The 17,068-nt window shown below is 71.6% G+C and carries 15 protein-coding genes; 7 read left to right on the top strand and 8 right to left on the bottom strand.

Features of this window, described 5'->3' with window-relative positions; all coding sequences use genetic code 11:
- Positions 1-116: 116 nt before the first annotated feature.
- The 4 genes from opcA to tkt are packed head-to-tail and all read right to left on the bottom strand — an operon-like array spanning position 117 to position 6,069.
- Entirely contained in the window at positions 117-1,301 is a 1,185-nt protein-coding gene (opcA, locus tag AC07A6_RS31705) for a glucose-6-phosphate dehydrogenase assembly protein OpcA (protein WP_478779433.1), read from the bottom strand.
- Entirely contained in the window at positions 1,298-2,827 is a 1,530-nt protein-coding gene (gene zwf, locus AC07A6_RS31700; protein ID WP_362468582.1) for a glucose-6-phosphate dehydrogenase, read from the bottom strand. The genes opcA and zwf overlap by 4 nt, the downstream gene beginning before the upstream one ends.
- A 2-nt stretch (positions 2,828-2,829) precedes the next feature.
- The gene (gene tal, locus AC07A6_RS31695; protein WP_362468550.1) at positions 2,830-3,948 is read right to left on the bottom strand and encodes a transaldolase; all 1,119 of its coding nucleotides are present in this window, start codon (positions 3,946-3,948) and stop codon (positions 2,830-2,832) included.
- A gap of 36 nt (positions 3,949-3,984) precedes the next feature.
- Complete coding sequence (gene tkt / locus AC07A6_RS31690; RefSeq protein ID WP_478779432.1) at positions 3,985-6,069, bottom strand: transketolase; 2,085 nt, start codon at positions 6,067-6,069, stop codon at positions 3,985-3,987.
- Between the two features lie 320 nt (positions 6,070-6,389).
- Between tkt and AC07A6_RS31685 the strand changes: the two genes are divergently transcribed.
- From AC07A6_RS31685 to AC07A6_RS31675, 3 genes are all read left to right on the top strand, one after another.
- Entirely contained in the window at positions 6,390-7,331 is a 942-nt protein-coding gene (locus tag AC07A6_RS31685) for a heme o synthase (RefSeq protein ID WP_478779431.1), read from the top strand.
- Between the two features lie 24 nt (positions 7,332-7,355).
- Positions 7,356-7,724, top strand: a complete 369-nt coding sequence (locus AC07A6_RS31680) for a hypothetical protein (RefSeq protein ID WP_386275277.1) — start codon at positions 7,356-7,358, stop codon at positions 7,722-7,724.
- A gap of 154 nt (positions 7,725-7,878) precedes the next feature.
- Entirely contained in the window at positions 7,879-8,973 is a 1,095-nt protein-coding gene (locus AC07A6_RS31675) for an amidohydrolase family protein (RefSeq protein WP_478779430.1), read from the top strand.
- 33 nt (positions 8,974-9,006) lie between these two features.
- On the opposite strand, the gene AC07A6_RS31670 is transcribed toward AC07A6_RS31675, so the two are convergent.
- From AC07A6_RS31670 to AC07A6_RS31655, 4 genes are all read right to left on the bottom strand, one after another.
- A complete protein-coding gene (locus tag AC07A6_RS31670; RefSeq protein ID WP_478779429.1) occupies positions 9,007-9,996 on the bottom strand; it encodes a COX15/CtaA family protein in 990 nt (329 codons plus the stop codon).
- Between the two features lie 4 nt (positions 9,997-10,000).
- The gene (locus AC07A6_RS31665; RefSeq protein WP_478779428.1) at positions 10,001-11,137 is read right to left on the bottom strand and encodes a hypothetical protein; all 1,137 of its coding nucleotides are present in this window, start codon (positions 11,135-11,137) and stop codon (positions 10,001-10,003) included.
- 150 nt (positions 11,138-11,287) lie between these two features.
- On the bottom strand, positions 11,288-12,055 hold the full coding sequence (locus AC07A6_RS31660; protein ID WP_125817111.1) for an ABC transporter permease: 768 nt from the start codon (positions 12,053-12,055) through the stop codon (positions 11,288-11,290).
- Between the two features lie 91 nt (positions 12,056-12,146).
- The gene (locus tag AC07A6_RS31655) at positions 12,147-13,073 is read right to left on the bottom strand and encodes an ABC transporter ATP-binding protein (RefSeq protein WP_478779427.1); all 927 of its coding nucleotides are present in this window, start codon (positions 13,071-13,073) and stop codon (positions 12,147-12,149) included.
- 261 nt (positions 13,074-13,334) lie between these two features.
- On the opposite strand from AC07A6_RS31655, the gene AC07A6_RS31650 reads away from it, so the two are divergent.
- The 4 genes from AC07A6_RS31650 to AC07A6_RS31635 all read left to right on the top strand — a co-directional run bounded on the left by AC07A6_RS31650 (position 13,335) and on the right by AC07A6_RS31635 (position 17,063).
- Positions 13,335-14,072: a helix-turn-helix transcriptional regulator gene (locus AC07A6_RS31650; RefSeq protein ID WP_362468584.1), complete on the top strand. Its 738-nt coding sequence runs from the start codon at positions 13,335-13,337 to the stop codon at positions 14,070-14,072.
- Positions 14,069-15,484: a Fe-S cluster assembly protein SufB gene (gene sufB, locus AC07A6_RS31645; RefSeq protein ID WP_362468563.1), complete on the top strand. Its 1,416-nt coding sequence runs from the start codon at positions 14,069-14,071 to the stop codon at positions 15,482-15,484. Before AC07A6_RS31650 ends, sufB begins: the two co-directional genes overlap by 4 nt.
- Positions 15,485-15,567: 83 nt before the next feature.
- The gene (gene sufD / locus AC07A6_RS31640) at positions 15,568-16,746 is read left to right on the top strand and encodes a Fe-S cluster assembly protein SufD (protein WP_362468565.1); all 1,179 of its coding nucleotides are present in this window, start codon (positions 15,568-15,570) and stop codon (positions 16,744-16,746) included.
- Positions 16,746-17,063, top strand: coding sequence for a bifunctional 3-phenylpropionate/cinnamic acid dioxygenase ferredoxin subunit (locus AC07A6_RS31635; RefSeq protein ID WP_042820167.1), 318 nt, complete (start codon positions 16,746-16,748; stop codon positions 17,061-17,063). Before sufD ends, AC07A6_RS31635 begins: the two co-directional genes overlap by 1 nt.
- Positions 17,064-17,068: the final 5 nt, after the last annotated feature.

The following is a 17,068-nucleotide window of genomic DNA, read 5'->3' as shown; positions in this document are numbered from 1 at the left end:
CCGGCGTTTGAGGCGCGGGGGTCTGGGGGCGGAGCCCCCAGGGGGTCCGGGCGCAGCCCGGGGAACGGTGGAAGGGCGGGTAGGGGACCGCTCCGCGCAGCGGCCCCCCCGTCCTGCTACTTGGCCGCCGCCCGCTTGGCCGGCTTGCCCGCCGGCTTCGCCGAGGAGCCCTTGCCGTCCGCCCCGGCGTCGCCGCCGGCACTCGCAGCGGCGCCGGCCTTGGCCCCGGCAGCGTCGCCGGCGGCCTGGGCCCCGGCGTCCGCACCGGCGTCAGCCTCGGCACCGGCGTCAGCCCCGGCACCGGCACCGGCACCGGCGCCAGCCGAGGCACCCGCACCCGCCCCGCCGCCGCCCTTCGGCTTCGCCTCGTCGGCCGCCGCCGCCAGGCGGGTGACGCCGAACTTCAGGGACGCCTCGTACGTGTTGTCCGGGTCCAGCCGGCGCAGTTCCTCCGCCAGCAGTTCCGCCGTGTCGCGGCGCTTGAGCGCCACCGCGCGGTCCGGCTGTCCCGGCATGCACAGCGTCGCCAGCGCGCCGTCCGCGCGGTCCAGGACGATCACGCCGTCCTTGGTCTCCAGGCGTACGGCGGTCAGCCCCGGCCCGTCCGACAGGGTCCGCTTGACCGGGACCCCGAGGCGGTCCGCCAGCCACATGGCCAGCAGCTCGCAGCTCGGGTTCTCGTCCTCGCCCTCGACGGTCGCGGAGACCACCGAGACCGTCTGCTGGTCGAGCGCGGCGGCCAGCATGGAGCGCCACGGGGTGATCCGGGTCCACGACAGGTCGGTGTCACCCGGCGCGTACGCCTCCGCCCGCAGGCCGAGGGCCCCGATGGGCTCCTCCGAGGAGTACGTGTCCGTGATCCGGCGCTGCCCCAGCGCGCCCAGCGGGTCGCCCGCCAGGTCCGCCGGAGCGCCCTCCGGCCACCAGACGACCACGGGGGCGTCCGGCAGGAGCAGCGGCAGCACGACCGACTGGGCGTGGTTGACCAGTTCACCGTGCAGTCGCAGGACGACCGTCTCCCCGGTGCCGGAGTCCGCGCCGACGCGGATCTCCGCGTCGAGGCGGGCGTCGCGGCGGCTGCGCGGGGAGCGGCTGACCCGCTTGACCACGACGACGATCCGCGAGGGGTGTTCGTGGGACGCGTCGTTCGCCGACTTGAGCGCGTCGTACGCGTTCTCTTCGTCGGTCACGATCACCAGCGTGAGGACCATGCCGATGGCCGGCGTGCCGATGTCCCGGCGCGCCTGCACCAACGCGGCGTTGATCTTGCTGGAGGTGGTCTCCGTGAGGTCGATCTTCATGGCCGGCGCCAGCTCCGTCCGTCTCGTGCGAGCATCTCGTCCGCCTCGACCGGCCCCCACGTGCCCGCCGCGTACTGCGCGGGCTTGCCGTGCTTGTCCCAGTACTCCTCGATCGGGTCGAGGATGTTCCAGGACAGCTCGACTTCCTGGTGACGCGGGAAGAGGTTCGCGTCGCCGAGGAGGACGTCGAGGATGAGCCGCTCGTAGGCCTCGGGGCTGGACTCCGTGAAGGACTCGCCGTAGGCGAAGTCCATCGTGACGTCCCGGACCTCCATGGAGGTGCCCGGCACCTTCGAGCCGAAGCGGACCGTCACGCCCTCGTCCGGCTGGACCCGGATGACCAGGGCGTTCTGCCCCAGCTCCTCGGTCGCGCCCGACTCGAAGGGCAGGTACGGGGCCCGCTTGAAGACCACCGCGATCTCGGTCACCCGGCGGCCCAGGCGCTTGCCCGTGCGCAGGTAGAACGGGACGCCCGCCCAGCGGCGGTTGTTGATCTCCAGGCGGATGGCCGCGTAGGTGTCGGTCTTCGACGCGGGGTCGATGCCGTCCTCTTCGAGGTACCCGACGACCTTCTCGCCGCCCTGCCACGCCGCCGAGTACTGGCCGCGCACGGTGTGCTTGCCGAGGTCCTCGGGGATCTCGACGGCGCTGAGCACCTTCAGCTTCTCCGCCACCAGGGCCTTGGGGTGGAAGGAGCCGGGCTCCTCCATCGCCGTCAGCGCCAGCAGCTGGAGCAGGTGGTTCTGGATGACGTCGCGGGCCGCGCCGATGCCGTCGTAGTAGCCGGCCCGGCCGCCGATGCCGATGTCCTCGGCCATGGTGATCTGGACGTGGTCGACGTACGACCGGTTCCAGATCGGCTCGAACATCGTGTTGGCGAAGCGGAGCGCCAGGATGTTCTGGACGGTCTCCTTGCCGAGGTAGTGGTCGATCCGGAAGACCTCGTCGCGCGGGAAGACCTCGTGGACGACCTGGTTGAGCTCTTCCGCGCTCTTCAGGTCGTGGCCGAAGGGCTTCTCGATGACGGCACGCCGCCAGGAGCCCTCCTTCTGCGCCAGCCCGTGGTTCTTGAGCTGCTGGACCACCTTGGGGAAGAACTTCGGCGGGACCGACAGGTAGAAGGCGAAGTTGCCGCCCGTGCCCTGGGCCTTGTCGAGTTCTTCTATGGTCGACTTGAGCGTCTCGAAGGCCGCGTCGTCGTCGAACTCGCCCTGGACGAACCGGCAGCCCTGCACCAGCTGCTGCCAGACCTCCTCACGGAAGGGGGTGCGCGAGTGCTCCTTGACGGCCTCGTACACCTCCTGGGCGAAGTCCTCGTCCTGCCACTCACGGCGGGCGAAACCGATCAGCGAGAAGCCCGGGGGCAGCAGGCCGCGGTTGGCGAGGTCGTAGACGGCGGGCATGAGCTTCTTGCGCGACAGGTCACCCGTAACGCCGAAAATGACCAGGCCGGACGGCCCCGCGATGCGCGGGAGCCGCCGGTCCTGTGCGTCACGAAGCGGGTTCGCTCCGTTTACCGACAAAATACTCAGTCCTCCGCGGGGGCGAGGCGCTTCAGCTCCGCCTCGGTCGACTTCAGCAGGTCGTTCCACGACGCCTCGAACTTCTCGACGCCTTCGTCTTCGAGCAGCTGCACCACATCGTCGTACGAGATGCCCAGCTTCGCGACCGCGTCCAGCTCGGCGCGCGCCTGCTCGTAGGTGCCGCGGATGGTGTCGCCGGAGACCTCGCCGTGGTCGGCGGTGGCCTCCAGGGTGGCCTCGGGCATGGTGTTGACGGTGCCCGGGGCGACCAGGTCCACCACGTAGAGGGTGTCCTTGTACGCCGGGTCCTTGACGCCGGTCGAGGCCCACAGCGGGCGCTGCTTGTTGGCCTGCGCCTTGTCCAGGGCCGCCCAGCGGTCGGAGGAGAAGACCTCCTCGTACGCCTCGTAGGCCAGACGGGCGTTGGCGAGGGCCGCCTTGCCCTTGAGGGCCTTGGCCTCGTCGGTGCCCACGCCGTCGAGGCGCTTGTCGATCTCGCTGTCCACGCGGGACACGAAGAAGGAGGCGACCGAGTGGATCTTGGAGAGGTCCAGGCCGGCGGCCTTCGCCTTCTCCAGGCCCGCCAGGTACGCGTCCATGACCGCGCGGTAGCGCTCCAGCGAGAAGATCAGCGTGACGTTGACGCTGATGCCCCTGCCGATGACCTCGGTGATCGCCGGCAGGCCGGCCTTGGTCGCCGGGATCTTGATGAGCGTGTTCGGGCGGTCCACCAGCCAGGCGAGCTGCTTGGCCTCGGCGATCGTCGCCACCGTGTCGTGCGCGAGGCGCGGGTCGACCTCGATGGACACGCGGCCGTCCTGGCCCTCGGTCGAGTCGAAGACCGGGCGCAGGATGTCGGCGGCGTCCCTGACATCCGCCGTCGTGATCATGCGGATGGCCTCGTCGACGGTGACCTTGCGGGCGGCGAGGTCGGCGAGCTGCTGCTCGTAGCCGTCACCGCTGCTGATGGCCTTCTGGAAGATCGACGGGTTGGTGGTGACACCGACCACGTGCTGCTGGTCGATGAGCTCGGCGAGGTTGCCGGACGTGATGCGCTTGCGGGACAGGTCGTCCAGCCAGATCGCCACGCCCTCGTCGGAGAGGCGCTTGAGTGCGTCTGCCATGGGAATTACATCTCCTACTGGTTCAGGTACCGGTCTTCAGCGCGCGGCGGCGATGGAGGCCTTGGCGGCTGCGGTCACGGCTTCGGCGGTCAGGCCGAACTCGCGGAACAGGACGGCGCCGTCGGCCGAGGCACCGAAGTGCTCCAGCGAGACGATCCGGCCCGCGTCCCCGACGTAACGGTGCCAGGTCAGGCCGATGCCGGCCTCGACCGCGACTCGCGCCTTCACCGACGGCGGCAGGACGCTGTCCTTGTACTCCTGGGTCTGCTCCTCGAACCACTCGACGGAGGGCATCGAGACCACGCGCGCCGGGACGCCCTCGGCCTGCAGCGCCTCGCGCGCGGCGACGGCGAGCTGCACCTCGGAGCCGGTGCCGATGAGGACGACCTGGGCGGGACCGCCCTCGGCCTCGAACAGCACGTAGCCGCCCTTGGCCGCGTTCTCGTTGCGCTCGTACGTGGGAACGCCCTGGCGGGTGAGGGCCAGGCCGTGCGGTGCGCCCTTGCCGTACACCTTGGTGTGGCGCTTGAGGATCTCGCGCCAGGCGACGGCGGTCTCGTTCGCGTCCGCCGGGCGGACGACGTTCAGACCCGGGATGGCGCGCAGCGAGGCGACGTGCTCGACCGGCTGGTGGGTCGGGCCGTCCTCGCCGAGGCCGATGGAGTCGTGCGTCCACACGTACGTCACCGGCAGGTGCATCAGCGCGGACAGGCGGACGGCGTTGCGCATGTAGTCGGAGAACACCAGGAAGGTGCCGCCGTAGATGCGGGTGTGGCCGTGCAGGGCGATGCCGTTCATCACGGCGGCCATCGCGTGCTCGCGGATGCCGTAGTGGATGGTGCGGCCGTACGGGTCGGCCTCCGGCAGCGGGTTGCCCACCGGCAGGAACGAGGAGTTCTTGTCGATGGTCGTGTTGTTGGAGCCGGCCAGGTCGGCCGAGCCGCCCCACAGCTCCGGGATGACCGCGCCGAGGGCTTCGAGGACCTTGCCGGAGGCGGCGCGGGTGGCGACGCCCTTGCCGGTCTCGAAGACGGGGAGCTTGTCCTCCCAGCCCTCGGGCAGCTCGTTGGCCTCGATGCGGTCGAAGGCGGCGGCGCGCTCGGGGTTGGCGGTGCGCCAGGCGGAGAAGTCCTTCTCCCAGGCGGCGCGGGCGTCACGGCCCCGGTCGAGCAGGCCGCGGGTGTGGCCGAGGACCGCGTCGGAGACCTCGAAGGTCTGCTCCGGGTCGAAGCCGAGCACGCGCTTGGTCGCGGCGACCTCGTCGTTGCCGAGGGCCGAGCCGTGGGAGGCCTCGGTGCCCTGGGCGTGCGGGGCGGGCCAGGCGATGATCGAGCGGGCCGCGATGAAGGACGGGCGGCCGGTCTCGGCCTTGGCGGCCTGGAGGGCGGCGAACAGGGCCTTCGGGTCGAGGTCGCCGTTCTCCTGCTGCTCGACGCGCTGGACGTGCCAGCCGTACGCCTCGTAGCGCTTCATGGTGTCCTCGGAGACGGCCGTCTCCGTGTCACCCTCGATGGAGATGTGGTTGTCGTCCCACAGCAGCACCAGGTTGCCGAGCTTCTGGTGGCCGGCCAGCGCGGACGCCTCGTGGGAGATGCCCTCCTGGAGGCAGCCGTCACCCGCGATCGCGTAGACCATGTGGTCGAACGGGGACGCGCCCTCGGCGGCCTCCGGGTCGAACAGGCCGCGCTCGTAGCGGGCGGCCATGGCCATGCCCACCGCGTTGGCGATGCCCTGGCCCAGCGGGCCGGTGGTGGTCTCCACGGCGGCCGTGTGGCCGTACTCCGGGTGGCCGGGGGTCTTGGAGCCCCAGGTGCGGAAGGCCTTGAGGTCCTCCAGCTCCAGGCCGAACCCGCCGAGGTAGAGCTGGGTGTAGAGCGTCAGGGACGAGTGCCCCGCGGAGAGCACGAAACGGTCACGCCCGACCCACTGCGGGTCCGAGGGGTCGTGCCGCATGACCTTCTGGAAAAGCGTGTACGCGGCGGGGGCCAGGCTCATCGCCGTACCGGGGTGTCCGTTCCCGACCTTCTGGACCGCGTCGGCGGCCAGGATGCGGGCGGTGTCGACGGCCCGCTGGTCCAGTTCGGTCCACTCGAGCTCTGGGGTGGTCGGCTTGGTGCTCACCGTTGGTCAGGGCTCCTCTCCACATGTTGTTTTGCCGGTGACGAACGGTGACACCGGCGCGATTCCGAGCCTACCCCCGCCAGGGCGTGCGGCTATTCGAGTGCACGCAGTGCGTCGCCGTCCCGGTGTCCGCCGTTCACCTGGGATCCGCCGTCGGTGATCTTGTCATCGGTCCGATCGGCTCAACACGAGGCGACCCCCGCGCGGGGCGAGGTAAGAGCTACGTCTACAGTGGCGTGGTACGCGCAAGCCTTTACCGAGCCTTCATTTACTGGAGGCATCGCTTCGGAAGCTTGCTGGATTCTCTCTCAGGGGTGTGCGTGACGGCCGTCGAATCCCGTCCAGCGGGGGTGCTCGGGACGAGCCCCGGTCACCGGCCGTTCGGGGCCCGGGTCATGGCTTTCGTGGCTTTGACCAAGCCGCGGATCATCGAACTTCTGCTGATCACCACAGTGCCGGTGATGTTCCTCGCGGAGCAGGGCGTGCCGTCGCTGTGGCTGGTGCTCGCCACCTGCTTCGGCGGCTACCTGTCCGCGGGCGGCGCCAACGCGCTGAACATGTACATCGACCGCGACATCGACGCGCTGATGGACCGCACGTCCCAGCGCCCGCTGGTGACCGGCATGGTGAGCCCGACCGAGTGCCTGGTCTTCGGCATCTCGCTCGGCGTCGTCTCGACGCTGTTCTTCGGGCTGCTGATCAACTGGCTCTCGGCCGCCCTCGCGCTCGGCGCGCTCCTCTTCTACGTGGTCATCTACACGATGCTGCTGAAGCGGCGCACCGCGCAGAACATCGTCTGGGGCGGGATCGCCGGCTGCATGCCGGTGCTCATCGGCTGGTCGGCGGTGAAGAACGAGGTCTCCTGGGCCGCCGTCATCCTCTTCCTGGTCATCTTCTTCTGGACGCCGCCGCACTACTGGCCGCTGTCCATGAAGGTCAAGGACGACTACGCGCGGGTCGGCGTGCCGATGCTGCCGGTGGTGGCGGGCAACAAGGCCGTGGCGCGCCAGATCGTCCTCTACAGCTGGGTGATGGTGGCGGTCTCGCTGCTGCTGACCCCGCTGGGGTACACGGGCTGGTTCTACACCTCGGTCGCGCTGCTGGCCGGCGGCTGGTGGCTGTGGGAGGCACACGCGCTGAGCGCCCGGGCCAAGGCCGGGGTGACGGGCGCGAAGCTCAAGGAGATGCGGCTGTTCCACTGGTCGATCACCTATGTGTCGCTCCTCTTCGTCGCCGTGGCCGTGGATCCCTTCCTCCGCTGATTACTCGCCGGTAGCATGCCGTCCATGGCAGAGACCGCAGACACCGCAGACACCCCCGGGGCCGCAGCGCCCGCGGACAAGAAGCACAGCCGCACGGCCGCGAAGCTGGCCCGGCAGATCGGCGCGTTCGCCAAGCAGCACGGCGGCGCCGAGGGCCAGCTCGCGCACATCGGCCAGGCCGGCACCCGGATCGTGCTCGTGGGCACCGACGGCGGCTGGGGCGACCTGGTGGCCCCGACGTACGCCGTGGCCCAGCTCGCCGCCGAACAGGCCGGGCTGACGCTCCACGAGGAGTTCGACGGGGAGTTCGCCGCCCGGGTGAAGACCGGCCCGTACGAGTGGACCCGGATGGCCGGTATCCAGATCGGCGGCCCCGCCAACCCGGCCGCCTGAACCCCCGGCCGCCCGGACCCCCGACCGCCCGGGTCCTCGAACGCCGGGTCCTCGAACGCCGGGGTCGGTCAACAGAGCGGGCAATACTTCACACCCCGCTCACCCGTTAGGACGTGTGGAAGCCGCTTCCCCACGTCCGCAACGGGATGACCGGATGATCGAAACGCCGCCGCTGGTGGACCAGCGCTGCCGCGGAGTGCTCCGCGCGGAGCTGGGCATCGCCACGTTCGAGGCCGAGCTGATCCGCTCGGCCGGCCCGCCCGCCCCGGGCACCACCTTCTTCGACACCCAGACCGGCTTCGCCGTGCGCCGCTGGTGCCCGCCCCTGCTCGGCCTGGAGCCGCACTGCCCGGCCGCCCGGTACCTGGCCCGGCGTCGCGAGCTCGGCACCGCGGAGAGCACCAGACGGCTGCTGCGGGGCTCGGGCACGGGCACGCACCTCGTCGACACCGGAGCCCCCGGGGACCTCACCGGGCCCAAGGAGCTGGCCCTCGCCGGGGACGCGGAGGCCTTCGAGGTGGCCCGGCTGGAGTTACTGGCCGAGCAGGCCGCCGACACCTCCGGGACCGTCGCCGCCTTCCTCGCCAACCTCGCCGGGGCCGTCCACCACGCAGCCGCCGGAGCCGTCGGCTTCGCCTGCGGGGCCCGCACCGGCTGTGCGGCCGCCCTGGCCGCCGCCCCGGAACCGCCCGGCCCCGGCGAGGTCCGGGCGGCGGCCGGACGATGGCTGGCCGGGCGCACCAGGGGAGGGGAACTGCGGGACCCCGTGCTCCTGCGGCACCTCGTGTGGAGCGCGGTGGCCTCCGGGCTGCCGCTCCAGCTGCACACCGGCGGGGCCGACCCGGAGCCGCTGGGCGGGTTCGCACGGGCCACGGCGGGGCTGGGCGCGCGGCTGGTGCTGGGCGGCGGATACCCGTACCACCGGCAGACGGCCCGCCTGGCCGCGGAGCACCCGCACGTCCACGCCGACCTCGGCCCGGCCCTCGCACGCACGGGGGCGCGGGCCGCAGCCGTACTGGCGGAGCTGCTGGAGGCCGCACCGTTCGGCAAGCTGCTCTACTCCAGCGGCGGGCGGAACCTGCCCGAGCTGCACGCGGTCGGCGCCCTGGTGTTCCGCGAGGCGCTCGGCCGGGTCCTGGGCGGCTGGGTCGCCGAGGGCGCCTGGTCCTGGCAGGACGCGCAGCGCGTCGCGGGAATGCTCGCGGCCGGCAACGCCCGGCGCGTCTACCGGCTCGACGAGCGCGGCTGACGGCGCCGGCCGTCACCGGCCGGGGGCGGTGCGTCAGACCGCCGAGAGCTGCTCCTCGTCCCGCGCCGGCGCCGCCGGCCGGTCCTCGGAGCGCTCGCGCAGGCTCAGGGTCAGCCGCAGCACCGAGATCCACACCAGGCAGGAGCCCAGCATGTGCACGGCGACCAGCACCTCGGGCAGCTTCGTGAAGAACTGGACGTAGCCGATCGCGCCCTGGGCGAGCAGCACGACCAGCAGGTCACGGGCGCGCGCCCGGGTGTCGACGGGGGCGTCGACCACGCGCAGCACCAGCCACATCGCGACGGCGAGCGCGCAGACCAGCCAGGCGGCGATCGCGTGCACGTGGGCGGTGGCCGCCCAGTCGAACGGCATGCGCGGGACCTCGCTGTTGTCGCCGGCGTGCGGCCCGGAGCCGGTCACGACGGTACCCGCCGCGATCAGCACGAGGGTGGCGGCGGTCATCGCCGAGGAGAGCTTGCGCACCGGCCCGGGCACCCGCGGCCTGGGCGCGTCATCGCCCTCGCGGGCCCGCTGCCAGGTGAGCGTGGTGACGGTGATCAGTGCGGTGGCCAGGAGGAAGTGCCCGGCCACGCTCCACGGGTTGAGCTTGGTGTGGACGGTGATCCCGCCGAGGACGGCGTTGCCGCAGACGATCCAGAACTGCGCCCAGCCGAGCCGCGTCAGCGACCGGCGCCACGGCTTGGCGCAGCGGGCGGCCAGGATGCACCAGCCGACGGCGGCGCTGACCACGTACGTCAGCATGCGGTTGCCGAATTCGACGGCGCCGTGGAAGCCCTGTGCCTGAGTGGCGATCAGGCTGTCGTCGGTGCACTTCGGCCAGGTGTCGCAGCCGAGTCCGGATCCGGTCAGCCGCACCGCACCGCCGGTGACGACGATGACGACGGTCATGATGAGCGCGGCGAGTGCGGCCCGCTGGACGATCCGGGGTGACGGGGTCCAGCGCGCGGCGAGGTAGGCGAAGGGGTTCAACACGGCGCCTATCGTATGCGGCGCCTTGTGCAAAGTTTCACGAGGGGGTACCGGCGGGAGCGTCGGGCCCGAGCGTCGAGCGGAACCTGGCCCCCGCCGGGTCCCCCTCCTCGTGCCACCACACCAGCACCCGCCACAGGCCGCCCTCGCCGGGGTGCAGCGGCGAGGCGGCGAACCCCCGCACCAGGTCGGCCCCCACCTCCTCGGCGGTCAGCCCCCGCACCTGCGCCGACCCCTGCCAGGGGTCCGGCTGCACGGTCCACAGCCCGTCGGCGCCCCGCACCTCGACCCGCCACACCGCGAGCCACGGGGTCACCTCCAGCATCGTGGCCACCTGCTCGGCGTCCAGCCCCAGCCGGCCCCCGATCACCGCCTCGGGCACGCCCTGGATCAGGGCCGCCACCACCGCCTGCGGCAGCAGCCGCTCGGGCAGCAGCCCGTCGGCCCGGAGCCCCGCCAGCGAGTCGAAGTCCAGGAAGCGCAGCCGCAGCTCCAGCTGGCGGCCGATGTGGTCCAGGGCCTCCCCGGCCTCCTGCGCCGCCTCGGGCCCGGGGTCCGCGAGCAGCAGCCGGCGGAACCCGGCCTCGGCGTCCACCGCCCAGGCGACCGCCTGGGCCGAGGAGCCCAGCTCCGCGAGCCGGTCCGCGAGGAACACCTTGGCCTGCGCGAGGCCCCGCCGGTTGACCGGGTCCTCCTGGTCCAGCCCGGCCCAGACCTCGACGGCGGCCCGCGTCACGTCACGGGCGCGCTCGCCGGCCGCCCGTTCCATCGGACCCGGGCCGCTCTCGCCGCCCGCGCCCAGCGGGTGCCGGGGGAGGCGGGCCCCGTCGCTCAGCGGCCACGCCAGCCAGACCCCCTGGTTGATGAGCCCCCGGGCGTACCAGCGGGCGTACTCCGGCGCGTGCGGCGCGGCCCGGCGCGCGTGGCCGAGCCCTTCCTCGACGGCGGCCAGTGCCCCGGCCCGGTCCCCGCCCCCGAACCGGCGTGCCGCGAGGTCGCCCAGGCGCAGCCCGAGCCGGGCGGCGCACTCGGGGTCGCGCTGCGCGGGCCCGCGCAGCGCGCCGATCAGCTCGCGCAGCAGCCGCTCGCTCTCGGCGGGCCCGGCCGGCTCGGCCCCCGACCGGATCCGCGCCCACTGTCCGTCCAGCCGCAGCGCGGCCTCCCGCTGCTCCATGCCGTGCCCCCCGGCGTTCCGATGTGCGGGAGGCTGGTCATCCTCCCGCGGGGCCAACGTCCAGGAGGGCCGATTCACTCCCGGCGCGGCGGCCCGCACGGGGTGGGCCGGATCACTCCCGCGGGCGCACGCCCGCGCTCACTCCCACGCTCATTCCCAGCGGAACCACTTCGCGGCGGCGCCGAGCCCCAGGACCGCCCAGACGCCCAGTACGGCCGCGTCGCCCCACGGCAGCGCGGCCCCGTCGCGGAGCACCTCGCGCAGCCCGTCGGACAGCGCCGAGATCGGCAGCAGGCCGAGCACGGACCGCACCGCTTCGGGGAACTTCTCCAGCGGCACGATCACCCCGCCGCCGACCAGCAGCAGCAGGAACACCAGGTTGGCCGCGGCCAGGGTCACCTCGGCCTTGAGGGTGCCCGCCATCAGGAGCCCGAGCCCGGAGAACGCGGCCGTGCCGAGCAGCAGCAGCACCGCGACGGACAGCGGGTTCCCGTGCGGGGACCAGCCCAGCGCGAGGGCGATCACCGTCAGCAGGGCCACCTGGAGCACCTCGGTGACCAGCACCGAGAGGGTCTTGGCGGCCATCAGGGCCCGGCGCGGCAGCGGGGAGGCCCCGAGCCGCTTGAGCACCCCGTAGCGGCGGTCGAAGCCGGTGGCGATGGCCTGGCCGGTGAAGGCGGTGGACATCACGGCGAGCGCGAGGACGCCCGGCGCCAGGAAGTCGACGGACTTCCCTTCTCCCGTGTCGACGATGTCGACGGCGGAGAAGAGGGTCAGCAGCAGCGCCGGGATGATCACGGTCAGCAGCAGCTGCTCGCCGTTGCGCAGCAGCATCCGGGTCTCCAGCGCGGTCTGCGCCCAGATCATCCGGGACACCGGCGCGGCCCCCGGCCGGGGGGTGAACGTACCGGCGCTCATGCGCGCAGCTCCTTACCGGTCAGTTCCAGGCTGTGCCTTCCCGGGGGGCAACCCCCGGACCCCCGGCAGGGGGCGGTCGTGGTGATCGGCGTCATGCGCGCAGCTCCCTACCGGTCAGCTCCAGAAAAACGTCTTCGAGGGTGTGCCGCTCCACGGAGAGGCTGTCGGGCATGACCCCGTGCTGGGCGCACCAGGAGGTGACGGTGGCCAGCAGCTGCGGGTCCACGTCGCCGGTGACCCGGTAGGCGCCGGGGGTGAGCTCGGCGGCCTGGGTGCCGTCGGGCAGGGCCTTGAGCAGGGAGGCGAGGTCGAGGGAGGGGCGGCCGGTGAAGCGCAGGGTGTTCTCGGCGCCGCCGCGGCACAGCTGCTCGGGGCTGCCGTGCGCGATGACCTTGCCGGCGTCCACGATGGCGACCTCGTCGGAGAGCTGTTCGGCCTCGTCCATGTGGTGGGTGGTGAGGACGACGGTGACGCCGTCGGCGCGCAGTTCGCGTACGAGGTCCCAGGTCGCGCGGCGGGCCTGCGGGTCGAGGCCGGCGGTGGGCTCGTCCAGGAAGACCAGCTCGGGGCGGCCGACGACGGCCATGGCCAGGGCGAGCCGCTGCTGCTGGCCGCCGGAGAGCCGGCGGTAGGCGGTGCGGCCGCAGCCGCCGAGGCCGAGGCGTTCCACGAGGGTGTCGACGTCGAGGGGGTCGGCGTACAGCTTCGCCATGTGCCGCAGCATCTCCACGGCGCGGGCGCCGGAGTAGACGCCGCCGGACTGGAGCATCACGCCGATGCGCGGGCGCAGCGGCCCGGCCTGGGCGACCGGGTCGAGGCCGAGGACGCGGACGGTGCCGGCGTCGGGGCGGTGGTAGCCCTCGCAGGTCTCCACCGTGGTGGTCTTGCCCGCGCCGTTGGGGCCGAGGACCGCGGTGACGGAGCCGCGCGGGACGGTGAGGTCCAGGCCGTCCACCGCCGTTTTGGGGCCGTACCGCTTCACCAGTCCGCGGATTTCCACGGCGGGGTCGTTGCTCATGGTGACTGAGTCTACGGAGCCGGGGAAGAGGGCCCGGGCCCCGGGGTGGACGGGGTGGGAAAGGCGGAATTGATTCGAACACCGTCCGGCGGGCACGGCTTCTTCCGGAGGAAATGGAAACGGAATTCCATCTACCGATTAACTCTCCGTAGACAAATAAGGTAACCCTTAGTGATGGACGCCACCGGGCGTGGCGTCCGTCACGGCTTGTCGGGGCTCGCTTAATTACGCAACAATGGCGTTGTGAAAAACGGCGAACGGATGAGCGAGGCCCCCCAGGGGGAACTCGCGACCGGGGAGCGGTCAACCCGCAACCGGGTCGCGAGGTCCATCCTGGACCACGGCCCCTCCACCGTCGCCGACCTCGCGCAGCGCCTAGGCCTCACCCAGGCCGCCGTCCGCCGCCACCTCGACACGCTCGTCGCCGACGACGTGGTCGCACCCCGTGAGCAGCGTGTGTACGGCACGCGCACCCGGGGCCGGCCCGCCAAGGTCTTCGCGCTGACCGACTGCGGCCGGGACGCCTTCGACCAGTCCTACGACACCCTCGCCGCGGACGCCCTGCGCTGGATCGCGCAGTCCGTCGGAGGGGGCGAGGAGGGCGAGGCGGCCGTGGCCGCCTTCGCGAGGGCGCGGATGGAGACGCAGGCGCGGAGCTACCGGGAAGCCGTGGAGGCGGCCGCCCCCGCGGCCCGCACCGAGGCCCTGGCCAAGGCGTTGACCGCGGACGGGTACGCTGCTACGGCGAAGAGCGCTCCCGGTCCGCACAGCGGTGAACAGCTCTGTCAGCACCACTGCCCGGTCGCACATGTCGCCGAGCAGTTCCCGCAGCTCTGCGAGGCGGAGACCGAGGTCTTCTCCCGCCTGCTCGGGACGCATGTGCAGCGCCTCGCCACGATCGCCCACGGCGACGGGGTGTGCACCACGTTCATCCCGCGAAGCGCCACACAGACCGACACATCAGCATCTGCAAGTACGGCCGGGAGGAACCCCGCATGACCACGGAGACTGCTCACCCTGAGCTCGAGGGTCTGGGCAACTACGAGTACGGCTGGGCCGACTCCGACGCGGCCGGTGCCGCTGCCAAGCGGGGTCTGTCCGAGGACGTCGTCCGCGACATCTCGGCGAAGAAGTCCGAGCCGGAGTGGATGCTGAACCTCCGCCTCAAGGGCCTCAAGCTGTTCGACAAGAAGCCCATGCCGATGTGGGGTTCCGACCTCTCCGGCATCGACTTCGACAACATCAAGTACTTCGTGCGTTCCACCGAGAAGCAGGCCGCTTCCTGGGAGGAACTGCCCGAGGACATCAAGAACACGTACGACAAGCTCGGCATCCCGGAGGCGGAGAAGCAGCGCCTCGTCGCCGGTGTCGCGGCCCAGTACGAGTCCGAGGTCGTCTACCACCAGATCCGCGAGGACCTGGAGGAGCAGGGCGTCATCTTCCTCGACACGGACACCGCGCTCAAGGAGCACCCGGAGCTCTTCCAGGAGTACTTCGGCACGGTCATCCCGGTCGGTGACAACAAGTTCGCCTCGCTGAACACCGCCGTGTGGTCGGGCGGCTCCTTCATCTACGTCCCCAAGGGTGTCCACGTGGACATCCCGCTCCAGGCCTACTTCCGCATCAACACGGAGAACATGGGCCAGTTCGAGCGGACGCTGATCATCGTCGACGAGGACGCCTACGTCCACTACGTCGAGGGCTGCACCGCCCCGATCTACTCCTCGGACTCGCTGCACAGCGCCGTCGTCGAGATCATCGTGAAGAAGGGCGGCCGCTGCCGCTACACGACCATCCAGAACTGGTCGAACAACGTCTACAACCTGGTCACCAAGCGCGCCGTGGCGTACGAGGGCGCGACCATGGAGTGGATCGACGGCAACATCGGTTCCAAGGTCACCATGAAGTACCCGGCCGTCTACCTGATGGGCGAGCACGCCAAGGGCGAGACCCTGTCCATCGCCTTCGCCGGCGAGGGCCAGCACCAGGACGCCGGTTCCAAGATGGTCCACATGGCGCCGAACACCTCCTCCAACATCGTCTCCAAGTCGGTGGCGCGAGGCGGCGGCCGCACCTCCTACCGCGGTCTGGTCGAGATCGGCGAGGGCGCCGCGGGCTCCAAGTCCAACGTGCTGTGCGACGCGCTCCTCGTCGACACCATCTCCCGCTCGGACACCTACCCCTACGTGGACGTCCGCGAGGACGACGTGACGATGGGCCACGAGGCCACCGTCTCCAAGGTCTCCGACGACCAGCTCTTCTACCTGATGCAGCGCGGGCTCACCGAGTTCGAGGCCATGGCCATGATCGTGCGCGGCTTCGTCGAGCCGATCGCGAAGGAGCTGCCGATGGAGTACGCGCTGGAGCTCAACCGGCTCATCGAGCTGCAGATGGAGGGCTCGGTCGGCTAGTCCCGACGGCGGCCGGCTCACCCCGGCCGCCCCCGCCCCGCAGCACATTCGTCACACGTATGGAAGAGAGCAAGACGACAGCCATGGCTGAGGCTCAGAACATTCCGGCGGGCTCCACCACCGCCGGCGCGATCGCGGTGGCCGCCGAGTCCACCGTCGCCACCCGGATGAGCGCGCCCCCGTCCTTCGACGTGGCCGACTTCCCCGTTCCGCACGGCCGCGAGGAGGAGTGGCGGTTCACCCCGCTGGCCCGCCTCAAGGGCCTGCACGACGGCACCGCGGTCGCCAACGGCACCATGAAGGCCCAGATCGACGCCCCCGAGGGCGTGACGGTCGAGTCCGTCGAGCGCGACGACGAGCGGATCGGCAAGGCCGGCACCCCCGTCGACCGCGTCGCCGCCCAGGCCTTCTCCTCGTTCGCCAAGGCCACGGTCGTCACCGTGCCCAAGGAGACCGTGCTCGCCGAGCCCATCCGGGTCGCGCTCCACGGTGAGGGCGGCACGACCTTCGGGCACACCGTCTTCGACATCAAGCCCTTCGCCGAGGCGATCATCGTGATCGACCACACCGGCGACGGCGTCCGCGCCGCCAACGTCGACATCCTCGTCGGCGACGGCGCCAAGGTGACCTTCGTGTCCGTCCAGGACTGGGACGACACCGCGGTCCACACCTCGCAGCACAACGCCCTCATCGGCCGCGACGCCAGCTTCAAGTCCGTCGTCGTGACCTTCGGCGGCGACCTGGTCCGCCTGCACCCGCGCGTCAGCTACGCGGGCCCCGGCGGCGAGGCCGAGATGCTCGGCGTCTACTTCACGGACGCGGGCCAGCACCAGGAGCACCGCCTCCTGGTCACCCACGACGCCCCGCACTGCAAGTCCAACGTGGTCTACAAGGGCGCGCTCCAGGGCCAGGACGCCCACGCCGTCTGGATCGGTGACGTGCTCATCGAGAAGACCGCCGAGGGCACCGACACCTACGAGATGAACCGCAACCTCGTCCTCACGGACGGCGCGCGCGTCGACTCGGTGCCGAACCTGGAGATCGAGACCGGCGAGATCGTCGGCGCCGGCCACGCCTCCGCGACCGGCCGCTTCGACGACGAGCAGCTCTTCTACCTCCAGGCCCGCGGCATCCCGGCCGACGAGGCCCGCCGCCTGGTCGTGCGCGGCTTCTTCGCCGAGCTCGTCCAGCAGATCGGTGTCGCGGACATCGAGGAGCGCCTCATCGCGAAGATCGAGGCCGAGCTGGCGGCGGCCGTCTGATGACGTACGTCAAGGCCTGTGCGCTGAGCGAGCTGGAGGAGAACACCCCCAAGCGGGTGGAACTCGACGGCACGCCGGTGTCCATCGTCTCCACCGAGGGGGAGGTGTTCGCGATCAACGACATCTGCTCGCACGCGAACGTCTCGCTCTCGGAGGGTGAGGTCGAGGACTGCATGATCGAGTGCTGGCTGCACGGGTCGGCCTTCGACCTGCGCACCGGCAAGCCCTCCGGTCTGCCCGCGACGCGCCCCGTCCCCGTTTACCCCGTCAAGATCGAAGGGGACGACGTGCTCGTCTCCCTCACCCAGGAGTCCTGAGGTAC

This window comes from Streptomyces sp. NPDC044002, from assembly GCF_056434525.1.
This window is presented reverse-complemented; position numbering and strand designations above follow the sequence as displayed.

Bases quoted from the DNA above. Each gene is read 5' to 3' on its own strand.
- opcA (WP_478779433.1), bottom strand. From the start codon at position 1,301: ATGAAGATCGACCTCACGGAGACCACCTCCAGCAAGATCAACGCCGCG.
- tal (WP_362468550.1), bottom strand. From the start codon at position 3,948: ATGGCAGACGCACTCAAGCGCCTCTCCGACGAGGGCGTGGCGATCTGG.
- AC07A6_RS31680 (WP_386275277.1), top strand. From the start codon at position 7,356: ATGGCAGAGACCGCAGACACCGCAGACACCCCCGGGGCCGCAGCGCCC.
- AC07A6_RS31675 (WP_478779430.1), top strand. From the start codon at position 7,879: ATGATCGAAACGCCGCCGCTGGTGGACCAGCGCTGCCGCGGAGTGCTC.
- AC07A6_RS31665 (WP_478779428.1), bottom strand. From the start codon at position 11,137: ATGGAGCAGCGGGAGGCCGCGCTGCGGCTGGACGGACAGTGGGCGCGG.
- AC07A6_RS31660 (WP_125817111.1), bottom strand. From the start codon at position 12,055: ATGAGCGCCGGTACGTTCACCCCCCGGCCGGGGGCCGCGCCGGTGTCC.
- AC07A6_RS31655 (WP_478779427.1), bottom strand. From the start codon at position 13,073: ATGAGCAACGACCCCGCCGTGGAAATCCGCGGACTGGTGAAGCGGTAC.
- AC07A6_RS31650 (WP_362468584.1), top strand. From the start codon at position 13,335: ATGAGCGAGGCCCCCCAGGGGGAACTCGCGACCGGGGAGCGGTCAACC.
- sufB (WP_362468563.1), top strand. From the start codon at position 14,069: ATGACCACGGAGACTGCTCACCCTGAGCTCGAGGGTCTGGGCAACTAC.
- sufD (WP_362468565.1), top strand. From the start codon at position 15,568: ATGGCTGAGGCTCAGAACATTCCGGCGGGCTCCACCACCGCCGGCGCG.
- AC07A6_RS31635 (WP_042820167.1), top strand. From the start codon at position 16,746: ATGACGTACGTCAAGGCCTGTGCGCTGAGCGAGCTGGAGGAGAACACC.